This window comes from Rubrivirga sp. (assembly GCF_049648075.1).
Classification (GTDB): domain Bacteria; phylum Bacteroidota; class Rhodothermia; order Rhodothermales; family Rubricoccaceae; genus Rubrivirga.
Genome location: NZ_JBARYR010000443.1, coordinates 1 through 11,949, shown reverse-complemented (window position 1 = coordinate 11,949; position 11,949 = coordinate 1). Strand labels below are relative to the sequence as shown.

General features: G+C 67.7%; 13 protein-coding genes. 12 read left to right on the top strand and 1 reads right to left on the bottom strand.

The window, feature by feature from the left end:
- Positions 1 to 1,618: T9SS type A sorting domain-containing protein (locus WBA11_RS12635; RefSeq protein WP_424521034.1), on the top strand; the 1,618-nt coding region annotated here is incomplete at its 5' end.
- Positions 1,619 to 1,898: 280 nt separating this feature from the next.
- On the opposite strand, the gene WBA11_RS12630 is transcribed toward WBA11_RS12635, so the two are convergent.
- A complete protein-coding gene (locus tag WBA11_RS12630; protein ID WP_424521033.1) occupies positions 1,899 to 2,822 on the bottom strand; it encodes a DUF58 domain-containing protein in 924 nt (307 codons plus the stop codon).
- A 112-nt stretch (positions 2,823 to 2,934) separates the two neighbouring features.
- Here WBA11_RS12630 and WBA11_RS12625 point away from each other — a divergent pair, with 112 nt between their 5' ends.
- The 11 genes from WBA11_RS12625 to WBA11_RS12575 all read left to right on the top strand — a co-directional run.
- A complete protein-coding gene (locus WBA11_RS12625) occupies positions 2,935 to 3,453 on the top strand; it encodes a hypothetical protein (RefSeq protein ID WP_424521032.1) in 519 nt (172 codons plus the stop codon).
- Positions 3,454 to 3,592: 139 nt separating this feature from the next.
- The gene (pyrR, locus tag WBA11_RS12620) at positions 3,593 to 4,165 is read left to right on the top strand and encodes a bifunctional pyr operon transcriptional regulator/uracil phosphoribosyltransferase PyrR (protein ID WP_424521031.1); all 573 of its coding nucleotides are present in this window, start codon (positions 3,593 to 3,595) and stop codon (positions 4,163 to 4,165) included.
- A 17-nt stretch (positions 4,166 to 4,182) separates the two neighbouring features.
- Positions 4,183 to 5,202: an aspartate carbamoyltransferase catalytic subunit gene (locus tag WBA11_RS12615; RefSeq protein ID WP_424521035.1), complete on the top strand. Its 1,020-nt coding sequence runs from the start codon at positions 4,183 to 4,185 to the stop codon at positions 5,200 to 5,202.
- A gap of 68 nt (positions 5,203 to 5,270) precedes the next feature.
- Complete coding sequence (locus tag WBA11_RS12610) at positions 5,271 to 6,224, top strand: polysaccharide deacetylase family protein (protein ID WP_424521030.1); 954 nt, start codon at positions 5,271 to 5,273, stop codon at positions 6,222 to 6,224.
- Positions 6,221 to 6,679: an ATP-dependent zinc protease gene (locus WBA11_RS12605; protein WP_424521029.1), complete on the top strand. Its 459-nt coding sequence runs from the start codon at positions 6,221 to 6,223 to the stop codon at positions 6,677 to 6,679. Before WBA11_RS12610 ends, WBA11_RS12605 begins: the two co-directional genes overlap by 4 nt.
- 80 nt (positions 6,680 to 6,759) lie before the next feature.
- Positions 6,760 to 7,644: a 30S ribosomal protein S6--L-glutamate ligase gene (rimK, locus tag WBA11_RS12600; RefSeq protein ID WP_424521028.1), complete on the top strand. Its 885-nt coding sequence runs from the start codon at positions 6,760 to 6,762 to the stop codon at positions 7,642 to 7,644.
- A 200-nt stretch (positions 7,645 to 7,844) separates the two neighbouring features.
- Entirely contained in the window at positions 7,845 to 8,231 is a 387-nt protein-coding gene (locus WBA11_RS12595) for a hypothetical protein (RefSeq protein WP_424521027.1), read from the top strand.
- Positions 8,231 to 9,880, top strand: coding sequence for a DUF4178 domain-containing protein (locus WBA11_RS12590; protein WP_424521026.1), 1,650 nt, complete (start codon positions 8,231 to 8,233; stop codon positions 9,878 to 9,880). The genes WBA11_RS12595 and WBA11_RS12590 overlap by 1 nt, the downstream gene beginning before the upstream one ends.
- 36 nt (positions 9,881 to 9,916) lie before the next feature.
- Positions 9,917 to 10,528: a DUF4178 domain-containing protein gene (locus WBA11_RS12585; protein WP_424521025.1), complete on the top strand. Its 612-nt coding sequence runs from the start codon at positions 9,917 to 9,919 to the stop codon at positions 10,526 to 10,528.
- A 53-nt stretch (positions 10,529 to 10,581) separates the two neighbouring features.
- Positions 10,582 to 10,962 carry a hypothetical protein gene (locus tag WBA11_RS12580; RefSeq protein WP_424521024.1) on the top strand — a complete coding sequence of 127 codons (381 nt, stop codon included), beginning with the start codon at positions 10,582 to 10,584 and terminating at the stop codon, positions 10,960 to 10,962.
- A partial coding sequence (locus WBA11_RS12575; protein WP_424521023.1) for a DUF4178 domain-containing protein occupies positions 10,962 to 11,949 on the top strand: 988 nt, incomplete at its 3' end. The genes WBA11_RS12580 and WBA11_RS12575, both read left to right, overlap by 1 nt.

Genomic DNA, 11,949 nt, shown 5'->3' with positions numbered 1-11,949 from the left:
CACGGGCAGTGAGTCTGGAAGCGACAACGACGACGAGCTCCTCTTCGCTGGCGGCTTCGACGTCATCGATAACGAGCAAGGCCCTGTGAACCCGTTCACAGTCTTCGACGTGCTCTTGCCGGGCATGGTGAACTCGTTCACCGTGAACGGCGTGTCGGCTCTCCCCGAGGTCACTGGCCCCGGCGGACTCCCGCAGGTCTCGTTCGACCTCGGTGACTTCATCGTCTCCGGTGGTGCGCAGTTCGACCTCAACGGCCACGTCTTCAACGTCGCGGGTGACCTCACCCTCAACGGCAACGACGACGTGATCAACTCGCAGACGGTTGTCGAGCGCGGAAACGCGGCCGCCACGTTCTCCGAGATCGCCTTCGTCGGCGCGGACTCGTCGATGGTCAACGTTACCGGACCCACAGTCCTCGGTGACGGAGTCGACATCCGCATCAACAAGGACGCCGGTGCGGTCGTGGCCCTCATGGGCGGCGCCCTCCTGTTCGACGACGAGTTTGACGGCACGCCGTCGACCTCGAGCGACATGGCCAACGATGAGACCCTCTTCTTGGAGAGCGGCGTCTTCGTTGTCGGTGAGCCGAACGAGCAGCAGACGGTCTACCTCCGCCTCGACCACGAGAACACCCCGCTGACGTCTGAGGACGTCGACGGTGGCCAGGGCTTCGTGATCGTTGGCGCCGAGGGTCAGGACCAGTCGATTGCTCTGACCGACTCCTACGTTGCTGGCAACGTGCGCAAGCGCGTCGCCAACGTCGGGACCGCCACGCCGGGTCGCGTGATCTACCCCACGGGTGAGGTCGACGACAACGACGATGACGATCGCGACTACGCTCCGTTCGTGTTCGACTTCGAGTCGAACGGTGCTGGCGCGACGTTCGGGCTCCGCTCGATCAACGTCACGTTCATCGATGAGAACCCGGGTACCAACTCGAGCCTCCCGACGGACGACGTCCCGGCCATCGAGGCCGTGCCGGACTTCTACTGGCTCGTCTCGACGACCGGTAGCGCACTCGGCCAGGGCACGACGTTCAACGTCGAGGCTCGCGCGGACGACTTCATGATTGTCAACAACATTGACAACCTGGAGCTCATCCGTCGCCAGGACGGTTCGGTTGCTGGCAACCCCTACGTCAACGTGGGTGGTGGCGCTTCGACCTTCACCGTCGACCCCGACGGCCAGGAGGACGGAGACCTCGGTGACGACTTCGTCGTCATCCAGGAGTCTGGCATCGACAGCTTCCTCGGGCCGCAGGGCACGATCGTGACCTTCGGGCTCACGTCGAACCAGCGTCCGGTCAGCAACGAGGGCGACAACGCGTCGGCGCTGCCGACCGAGTTCGCACTCAACGGGACGTTCCCGAACCCGTTCAGCGCCCGCGCTGAGTTGAGCTTCGATCTCCCGGAGTCTGCGACGGTCACTCTCGAGGTGTACGACGTGATGGGCCGTCAGGTCATGAACGTCAACACGGGCGGCCTGAACGCCGGTGCCGATCAGCGGATCGCCATCGACGGCAGCAGCCTCGCCTCGGGTGTCTACGTCTACCGCCTCCGTGCGGCGGGCGCGACCGACACCTGGACGCGCTCGGGTCAGATCACGCTGGCTCGCTAGCGTAGTCTGCCTCTAAAGGCCTAGAGGGGTCCCGGTGCTTCGGCGCCGGGACCCCTCTTTTTATGTCCGCCCTCGAGGTCGAGGCCGCCGTGCGGTCGCCGTCCTCGAGGGCGTCGTCGTGCGTGTCATCCAGGGCAAAGCGCGGTCGTGTTGTCGGCTTACCCTGTGGCGGTCTCGGGGTCGTTCCGAACGACGTGCGTTCCCAAGCGCTCAGGTCTCGGCTGGGGCCGGCCTGGTGTGTCGTTCGAGTTCGTTCTCGAGAGTCCGTCCTCGAGGTCGACTAGTACAGCCGCTTCCTCTTGTTGAGGTAGGCGCGTAGTGCGTCGGCGTACGGCTGGGCCGTGTCGAGCAAGGCGTAGTCGACGCCGGCCTCCCGGCACTGGCGACGGATGTCCTCGAAGAAGCGGTCCGTAACCTCGAGGTAGCCGTCGCGGGCCTGGGCAGGCTGGAGCGTGCGCTCCTCACCGGTCTCGAGGTCCCGCAGTCGGACCGGTCGGTCGCCGACATCGAAGGACCACTCCGTCGCCTTGTCGACGACGTGGAGCACGATCACCTCGTGGCCTCGATGCCGGAGGTGGCGGAGCGCTCGGATCGACGCCTCGGGGTCTTCGCTCGTCGCAAACAGGTCGCTGATGACGACGACGAGCGAGCGGCGTGGGATGCGCTCGGCGACGCTGTGGAGCGCCTTCGAGGGCGAGGTCTCCGTGCCGCTGGCGTCTTGGTCCTCGAGGAGACCCGAGAGACGCGCCATAAGCGACTGGACGTGGGACCGCGTGCTCTTGGGCTGGACCAGCGCGGTCACGTCGCTGTCGAACAGGACCAGACCGGTGGCGTCGCGCTGGCGGGCCATCATGACGTGCAAGGCGCCGGACAGCGTCGCGCCGTACTCCAGCTTGGAGACGCCGCCCTGCCCTTGGTACCGCATCGAGGCCGACGTGTCCAAGACGACGAACTGGCGTAGGTTGGTCTCTTCCTCGTAGCGCTTCGTCACCAACCGGTCGCTGCGGCTGTACACCTTCCAGTCGACGTGCCGGAGCGAGTCGCCAGGGTTGTATGCGCGGTGCTCGGCGAACTCGACCGAGAAGCCGTGGTAGGGGCTCTTGTGGAGGCCGGTGATGAACCCCTCGACGACGGCTCGAGCGCGGAGCTCGAACGTCGAGACGCGAGCGAGGTCGCTGGGAGAGAGGAGGTGCGCGTCTGTCATCTCGGAGGGGTACGTCCACGTCCTCGATGCGGTGCCCTCCGCTCATGTCCTATCGAGATGGGACGCTTCCAGCGGTGTTGAGTCGTCCTCGCGGGCGGCCGATACCGAACGCATGGTCTCGCTGACGCTCCCGGAGAAGCACCACGTGACGCCGTTCCTGTTCGGCATCGCCCTGATTCCGCTGTGCGCGCTGTTCGCGACGGGCGAGTACACGTACGACCCGAACCCGATCATCGTCCTGATCAACTCGTTCAACTTGATCGTCCACGAGGCGGGGCACTTCTTTTTCCGCTGGTTCGGTCAGACGATCCACGCGGCGGGTGGGACGATCCTCCAACTCGCCCTGCCAGCTCTGTTCGTGTACCAAGGCGTGTACTGGAACAACCGGGTGGGGACGCAGCTCTCGTTGCTGTGGCTTGGGCAGAGCGCGGTCGGCGTGAGCATCTACGCTGCCGACGCCCAGGCCCGAGTGCTCCCGTTGCTCGGTGGCGACAACGTCTTCCATGACTGGCACACGATCTTGGGCAACCTCAGTCTTTTGGAGGCGACGCCCATTGTCGCCGGAGCTTTCTACGGGTTCGCGTTCGTCTGCTGGTTCGTAATGCTGATCGCTCCAAAGTGGATCGGGTGACGGCCTCGAGGCCGCGCGCGACGGAGGAGACTCGTCGTCCTCGAGGTCGATCGGTCACGGACCGACCTCGAGGTCGCGTATCTGCGTAGGCGCGTGTCTTCCCCACGTTTCGCGACCCGTGCCGGGTGTAGCTTTCGGTATGCCGCCGCCCGACCCGGTTAAAGCCCACCTTATGGACGCGGCCGACGTCGCGCGGACGCTCGACCGGTTGGCCCGTCAGATCGTCGAGGAGCTGGACGACGAGGCCGCACCGGCCGACCGCCTGGCGCTCGTCGGGATGCAGACCCGCGGCGTCCACCTCGCACGCCGGCTGCGCGACCGGATCGAGGCCATCGAGGACGTGCGGCTCCCGTTCGGCGTCCTCGATGCGACGTTCTACCGCGACGACATCGGCCGAGGCACGGGGCGACTGGCGCCGACGGTCCAGCCGACCGACATCCCCTTCCGCCTCGACGGCCGCCGCATCGTTCTCGTGGACGACGTGGTCTACACCGGCCGGACGACGCGCGCCGCCCTCGATGCGCTGGTCGACATGGGCCGACCGGCGAGCGTCCGGTTGCTCGCGTTCGTGGACCGAGGCCTGCGCGAGCTGCCCGTCGCCCCGGACTACGTCGGCCGCCACGTGCCGACGGCGCCCGGCGAGCTGGTCCGCGTCCGTCTGGAGGAAGAGGACCGCGAGGACGGCGTGTGGCTGGTCGAAAAGACATCGTGAGCACAGACCCGACCTCGATGACGCCCGACCCCACTCTCGAGGCCGCCTCGACATTGCGGCACCGGCACCTGCTCGGCCTGGCCGACTACGACGCCGACGAGCTCCGCCTCATTCTGCAGACCGCGCGGGCCTTCCGCGACGTCCTGGACCGCCCGATCAAGCGCGTGCCGTCGCTGCGTGGCGTGACGTGCTGCAACCTGTTCTTCGAGAACTCGACCCGCACGCGGCTGTCGTTCGAGCTGGCCGAAAAGCGGCTCTCGGCCGACGTCATGAACTTTTCGGCCTCGAACTCGAGCGTCTCCAAGGGCGAAACGCTCAAGGACACCGCGCGCAACATCGAGGCCATGAAGGTGGATCTGGCTGTCATTCGCCATCGCTCGGCCGGCGCCGCCCACTTTCTGACGCGCTGCATCGAGGGCGTCGTCGTGAACGCGGGCGACGGGCAGCACGAGCACCCGACCCAGGCGCTCCTGGACGCGCTCACGATCTCCAACCTCCACGTCCCCGGTCGCAGCGCCCTCGATGCGTACGACTTCCGCGGCCTGAACGTCACGATTCTGGGCGACATCGCCCACAGCCGCGTCGCCCGCTCCAACGTCTACGGCCTGACTGCGCTCGGTGCCCGTGTCACGCTGTGCGGCCCCCGCACGATGATGCCGGTCGACCTCGAGGCCGCCCTCGACGGGCGGGACGTCGTGGTGACGGACCGTCTGGACGAGGCCCTCGACGGCTGCGATGTGGCGATGGCGCTGCGCATCCAACTCGAGCGGCAGGGGGACGAGATCGGCCTGACGCCGTCGCTGCGGGAGTACCACACGCTGTACGGCATCCGGCCGGAGCACTTGGAGGCTAGCCCAGACCTGTGGGTGATGCACCCTGGACCTGTGAACCGAGGCGTCGAGTTGGCGGGCGAGGTCGTGGACTCCGACCGGTCCGTCATCTTGGACCAGGTCACGAACGGCGTCGCCGTCCGCATGGCTGTCCTCTACCTGCTGGCCGGCGCCGACACCTTCACCGATGCCGATGCCGGCTCGTGACCGTCCTCGAGGACGCCGCGCTCCTGCAATCTCGCGCCCCACGACCGATGATCCGACCTCGAGGGCGCTTGAGCGCTGCCGTTCTGTGTCTCGCGCTCGCCACATCGGCCTGCGCGCAGCCGACCTCGACGGAGCCCGTCCTCGAGGACGAGGCCACGCGCACGATCGCGATCACCATCGACGACCTGCCGCTCGGTGGTCGGCCGCACGACCTCGAGTATCAGCAGCGCGTCACGCGCGACCTGCTCGCCCACCTCGAGGCCGCGGACGTTCCGGCCATCGGCTTCGTCAACGAGGGGAAGCTGGACCTCGGGGGCGACCTCGAGCGCCCGGCCCGGATCGCGCTCCTGCAGCAGTGGCTCGATGCCGGGCTCGATCTGGGCAACCACACTCGTGACCACCCGTCGCTGTTCGACACGCCGCTCGCCGAGTACCAGCAGAACGTCCTCGAGGGCGACCCGGTCACGAACCGACTGCTAGCCGCGCAGGGCGACTCCGTACGCTACTTCCGCCATCCCTATCTCAACGTCGGCCCGGACCGGGAGACGAAGGACGCGTTCGAGGCGTGGCTCGAGGACGAGGGCTTGATTATCGCGCCCGTCACGCACGACAACGCAGAGTGGCTCTACGCGTTCGCCTACGACAAGGCCGAGGACGATCTCGCACTCAAGGCCCGCATCGCCGACGCGTACATCGCCTACATGGACACGACGGCCGGTTACTACCAAGCGCTCGAGCAGGAGCTGTTCGGCCGCGAGATCGCCAACATCTTGCTCTTGCACGCCAACGAGCTCAACGCCGACCACCTCGACCGGTTGTTGGAGATGTACCGCCGACGCGGCTACCGATTCATCACGCTCGACGCCGCCCTCGAGGACGACGCGTACCGATCCGAGGACACGTACACCGGACGGGCCGGCATGTCGTGGCTCCAGCGCTGGGCCATTCATCGCGGCGTTCCACTCGCCTCGGAGCCGGTCCACGACGACTGGGTCAACGCCGTCGCCTACCCCGACCAATGAGCAGTCTCGTTACCGTTGGCTGGCGGGAATGGCTGGCCTTTCCCGACCTCGGACTCCCTGCCGTCCGCGCAAAAATCGACACCGGCGCACGGACGTCGGCGCTGCACGCGCGCGACATCGAGCACGTCAGCGAGTCGCACGTCCGATTCGTCGTCGACCCGTTGCTGCGTGGACAGACGCTCGCCATCACGTGCCAGGCGCCCGTCGTGGACGAGCGCGAGGTCACGTCCTCGAGTGGGCACGCCGAGCTCCGCGTCGTGGTCCGGGTCACCTTACGGCTCGGCGTCCAGTCCGACGCGCCCCAGTGGCCCGTCGAGGTCACGCTCACGGACCGACGCCAGATGCGCTTCCCGATGCTATTGGGCCGCGAGGCCATGACTGGCCGCGTCGTGGTCGACTCCGGCGGGTCGTACCTGCTGGGCCGGCCCGATGACCCCAGCGCGTTTTACGACTAGCACCGGCTTGGGTATATCTCATCGTCCTCGAGGTCGCGGCTGTTTCGGTCGCTACACTCGGTTACCACTCTCCGATCTACATGCGTCTCGCCATCCTCTCCCGCAACCCCAACCTCTACTCGACGCGCCGACTCGTCGAGGCCGCGGAGGAGCGGGGGCACGAGGTCCAGGTGCTCGACACGTTGCGGTGCACGGCGCATCTGACCGCGGACGGACCCCAAGTCCATTATCACGGCGAACGGCTAGACCCGCCCGACGCGATCATCCCTCGCGTCGGCGCCTCGATCACGTTTTACGGGCTCGCCATCGTGCGCCAGTTTGAGACGATGGGCGTGTGGACGCTGAACGGGTCCGTCGGCATCACGCGAAGCCGCGACAAGCTGCGCGCCCACCAGTTCCTCGCCAAAAAGGGCATCGCGCTGCCCCGCACGTCGTTCGCCCACCAGGCCGATGACGCCGCTGATCTCATCAAGTCGGTCGGTGGACCGCCTGTGATCGTCAAGTTGCTCGAGGGCACGCAGGGCGTCGGCGTGGTCTTGTGTGAGACGAAGAAGGCGGCGGAGAGCGTGATCCAAGCGTTCCGAGGGATGAAAGCCTACCTGCTGGTGCAGGAGTTTATCAAGGAGGCCGGAGGCGCCGACGTGCGGCTGTTCGTGGTCGGCGACAAGGTCGTGGCCGGGATGAAGCGCCAGGGCGCCGAGGGCGAGTTCCGCTCCAACCTCCACCAGGGCGGCAGCGCGACGGCGATCAAGATCACGCCCGAGGAGCGGAAGACGGCCGTCGCGGCGTGCAGGGCGCTGGGCCTCAAGGTCGGCGGCGTCGACGTGCTCCAGTCGGAGCGCGGGCCGCTCGTCCTCGAGGTCAACTCGTCGCCCGGCATCGAGGGCATCGAGACGTCGACGGGCAAGGACGTGGCGGGCGCCGTGATCCAGTTCGTCGAAAAGAGCCTGGCGGCGAAGGCGTAGGCGTCCTCGAGGTCGCGCTGGATCGTCCTCGAGGTGGGACGAACGCTACCGATGGTCCCGCTCGCCCTCGAGGGCGTGATCCTCGAGAGCAGGTCGTGACGTATGTCTAAGCGCCGTCCCTCCAGACCGATCCTGAGCCGTCCGCCCTCCGCCCCCGAGGCCGCCCGCGCGGGCGTGCCTGCTCCCCTTGAGGGCGCGTGATGGTGCGACTCGTCGTACTGGGCGGGATGGTCGCTGTGGCGGCGGGGCTCTTGGCCGCGTCGTGGCTCGGCGTTGGGGCATGGCGGCAGCCGTTCACCGACGAGGAGACCCGAACGACGGAAGCCACCCGCAAACGCGTCGAGGACGGCCGCCGCTTCCAGGCGGGAGCGATGCGCGGGACGGAGCTCGTCGCCTTTCAGGACTCTCTTGCGGAGGTCGCACGACGGGACTCGACCTTGGTTGCGAACCGCGCCGCTCAGGACTCGATGCGGACGGCACGCGCGGCCATCAGCGCGGCAGCGATCGCCGCCGGTCGGCCCGACCCGTACGCGCCCGTGATTCGGAACACCCCGTCGTACGGCGGCGGACCCTCTTACGGCAAGTGATGGCCGAGCTCTCCGCCCTCGACCGCGCCATCCGCGCCGCTCGCCGAGGCCACACCGACGCCGCCGAGCGTCTCCTTGCCGCCGTCCTCGAGGACGATCCGCACAACGAACTCGCTCTCGTGTGGCGAGCCCGCCTCGAGGACGAGCCAGACATCAAGGCGCACCGCCTTCGGCGCGTCCTCAACGTCAACCCCGGCAGTCGGTGGGCCACAGCCCAACTCGCCATCCTCGAGGGGGAGGCGCCGCCCTCGAAGACGCTGGACCTCGACGAGATCGGTACGCGGCCTGCATCTCTCGAGTCGCTCCAGTGCCTGAGCTGCGCCGGCCAGGTCGAGGTCCACCTCGAGCGCGGCTCCAAGGCCGTCGTGTGCACGCACTGCGGCACCGTCCTCGACGTGACGGCAACGCAACTCGGGATCCTCGGGAGCGTGCCGACGCACTGGTATCCCGTTCGCAACATCCGTCCCGGTGACGAGGGCACCTTCGAGGGCGCGCGGTTCGTCGTGGCGGGCTGGCTCAGCTACGAAGGGTGGGACAGCGAGGATCGGTGGGGGTGGGACGAGTGGCAGCTCGTCGGGGACAGCGGCGAGACGCGGTACCTCTCGTTCTCCGCCGACGAAGGCTTCCTGCTCCAGGCCCCCGTCCGCCCGACGCCGATCGTCACGAAGCGCGGCCTCGAGGTCGATGGTCAAAGCGTTCGGTTCTACGAGAGCAGCGCGGCCAAGATCATCGGGATGGCGGGCGAGCTGACCTGGCGCCCGCGCCTCGGCGCCATCCTTCGGGTCGCGGAAGCGCGCCGCAAGGGAATCCGGTACAGTGTCGAGACGACGGCCGATGAGGTCGAGGTCGTCAGCGGCCATCCGATCCCCGAGGTCGAAGTCTGGGAGGCGCTCGGGAAGCCCGACGAAGCGCAGGCCACGCGTGAGCGCGTCGCAACGCTGAAGAGTCGGTCGCGATTCGCCGCGCAGGTCTTCCTCCTGAGTCTGGTTCTGGGCGTCGCGTTCGGAGCCCTCACGGTCTTCCACGACGGCGCCTCCGGTGGCTTTCGGTTCGACGTCCTCGAGGTCGACACCACCCTCGAGGTCGAGCCGGTGAGGCTGCCCACAGACCCCGACGAGCGACTGCTAGCGCTCTACGACACCGTCGAGGTCGCGACGCTCGATCTAGCAGCCGGGCGCGTCTACGTCCTCGAGGCCGAGTTCGTGTCGCCGGTGGATCTGCCTCGGCAACTCGACGCGAAGTTGGCGCTGTGGGACCCGGCGTCCGGCCGCTTGACGAGGGCGGGCGAGATCTACTCGCGAGCCTCCAAGGGGACGAGGGAGATCGATGACTACATCAGTTCGTTCTCGTTCGAGAGGCCGGAGACCGTGATCCTGCTGGCCCTCGTTCAGCGCGAGTGGACCGTCCACGACTTCGAGGTCCGGCGGAGCGGACTCACCCTCGAGGAGATCCGGCGGGGCGGATTCGCCCTCGGGGCCGACAGCGCGCGCGTGTGGCGGGAGCGCGCGACGGTGCCCGTAACCCTCCGGCTCAAGACACGGATGAGCACCGACCCGTTGATGTGGGGCGCCGGCTTGTTCTTGTTGCTCGCCATCGTGAGCGGGTTCGTCGCCTCCATCGCTCGCGCGAACGCCAAGCCGTACGGCTGACCGCCGTTCGATCTCGTTCCCGTATCCTGAATACAGATGCCCGATACGCACCACTGTCCCACCTGCGGCGCACCGCTCCCGATCCGAAACCGATTCGTCAAGGTCGTGACCTGCGACTTCTGCGGCGGCGTCTCGCTCTACGACGGCGCCCGCCTGGACCCGACCGGCCGCTCGGTGGACCTGGTCAAGATCCCGAGTCCTCTCTACCTCGACGCGACGGGCTCGATCGGCAGCCGCGCCTTCCGCGTGCTGGGCCGCGCGATCTACGAGTACGACGGCGGCTTCTGGACGGAGTGGTTCATCGAGATCGACGGCGCCGGCCGCGCGTGGCTCATCGAGGACGAGGGTCAGTTCTCGGCGCTCCAACTCCGCGACGTCTCGGCGCCGCTCTTCGAGGGCGTCCGGCCGGGAGACACCATCAAGGTCGGCGACCTCGATGTGCAAGTGGACGAGATCGGGGAGGCGACGGTCGTCGGAGCCGAGGGGCAGCTCGGCGTCGAGATCTTGCCCGGCGAGACCATTCGGTACATCGACGGCTCGGCGGGCGGGACCGAGATCTCCATCGAGTACACCGAAGCGGGCATCGAGGTCTTCTCCGGCAAGCCGATCCAGCGGAGCGCCATCGTCATCGACGACGAGACCTACTAACCCGTGATCCTCCGGCTGCGGCCTCGACGTAGGAGACTCAGACACCTCACCTGATGTTCGGACGCCTCTTCGCTCTCCTCCTCGTCGGCTTCACGGCCCTGATCGCGCTGAGCTCATCCGACCTCGGGGACGGCGCGCGGTCTCTTCGGAGCACCAACACGGCCGCTGAGGCACGTCAGGCGCAAGCCAGTGAAATGGAGCGGCAACGTCTGATCGCCGAGGCTCAGGAACGCGACCGTCGATACCGAGCAGGAGAGATGAGCATGGCGGAGCGAATCCAGTACGAGGCTGAGTTGGCTGAAGCGCAGCGGCAGCGTGAGCTCGAAGCGCAGCGACAGCGAGTGGCTGCGGCGGCAGCCGCCGCGGCAGCGGCTCGAGCACGAAGCGTCCGGGGCACGCGGTCCTCTGGTGGCGGCTACTCCGGTGGCAAGTGATGACGGACCTCTCCGCTCTCGACCGCGCCATCCGCGCCGCCCGTCGCGGCCACCTCGAGGCCGCCCGCCGGCTGCTCGATTCCGTCCTCGAGGCCGAGGCCGAGAACGAGCTCGCGCTTACCTGGCGCGCTCGCGTGACGGAGGACGCCGGCGCCAAGTCGGTGCTGCTGCGTCGGGTGCTCGCCGTCAACCCCGACAACCGCTGGGCGGCGGACGCCCTCGAGGGCGTTGGAGACGTCGAGGCCGGGACCGTCGCGTCTTCGAGGTTGCTGGACGACGTGGGGGTGCGCGCGGCCTCGATCGAGAACCTTCAGTGCCCCAACTGCGGCGGCCAGGTCGAGGTTCACCCGGACCGCGGGTCCAAGTCGGTCGTATGCACGCACTGCGGCAGCGTCCTCGATCTGACCTCGAAGCAGCTCGAGATCCTGGGACGCGTCAAGCCTCGGTTCAAGCCCAACCAGGACATCATGCCGGGCGCCGAGGGCACTTTCGAAGGCGAGCGTCACGTCGTGACTGGCTGGCTCCGCTACAAGGGCTGGGACGACGAGGACACGTGGACCTGGGACGAGTGGCAGCTGGTGAGCGACAGCGGGACGGCCCGCTACCTCTCGTACTCGCGTGACGAGGGCTTCCTACTCCAATCGCCCGTTCGACCGACGCCGAAGGTGGGCCGCGGAGGCATTGAGCTCCCGGACGGGCGTGTCCGGTTTCACGAGCAGAGCCCGGCCAAGATTACGGGCATGGCGGGCGAGCTCACGTGGCGCCCCAAGCTCGACGTGACCCTCCAGGTCGCCGAGGCTCGGAAGGGCACCATGCAGTACAGCGTCGAACTAACGGCCGACGAGGTCGAGGTCGTCGGGGGCAAACGGCTCGCCGATGTCACGGTCTGGAAGGCGCTCGGCCGCGACGACATTCTGGGCGCGATGAGCAAGCGCCAGCTCGAGGCCGAGGAGCGAGCTGCCAAACGAAAGGAGCGGGCCAAGAAGC

Coding starts and splice junctions, on each gene's coding strand:
- rimK (WP_424521028.1), top strand. CDS start 6,760: ATGCGTCTCGCCATCCTCTCCCGCAACCCCAACCTCTACTCGACGCGC.
- WBA11_RS12625 (WP_424521032.1), top strand. CDS start 2,935: ATGGTCTCGCTGACGCTCCCGGAGAAGCACCACGTGACGCCGTTCCTG.
- WBA11_RS12595 (WP_424521027.1), top strand. CDS start 7,845: ATGGTGCGACTCGTCGTACTGGGCGGGATGGTCGCTGTGGCGGCGGGG.
- WBA11_RS12615 (WP_424521035.1), top strand. CDS start 4,183: ATGACGCCCGACCCCACTCTCGAGGCCGCCTCGACATTGCGGCACCGG.
- WBA11_RS12585 (WP_424521025.1), top strand. CDS start 9,917: ATGCCCGATACGCACCACTGTCCCACCTGCGGCGCACCGCTCCCGATC.
- WBA11_RS12630 (WP_424521033.1), bottom strand. CDS start 2,822: ATGACAGACGCGCACCTCCTCTCTCCCAGCGACCTCGCTCGCGTCTCG.
- pyrR (WP_424521031.1), top strand. CDS start 3,593: ATGCCGCCGCCCGACCCGGTTAAAGCCCACCTTATGGACGCGGCCGAC.
- WBA11_RS12590 (WP_424521026.1), top strand. CDS start 8,231: ATGGCCGAGCTCTCCGCCCTCGACCGCGCCATCCGCGCCGCTCGCCGA.
- WBA11_RS12580 (WP_424521024.1), top strand. CDS start 10,582: ATGTTCGGACGCCTCTTCGCTCTCCTCCTCGTCGGCTTCACGGCCCTG.
- WBA11_RS12605 (WP_424521029.1), top strand. CDS start 6,221: ATGAGCAGTCTCGTTACCGTTGGCTGGCGGGAATGGCTGGCCTTTCCC.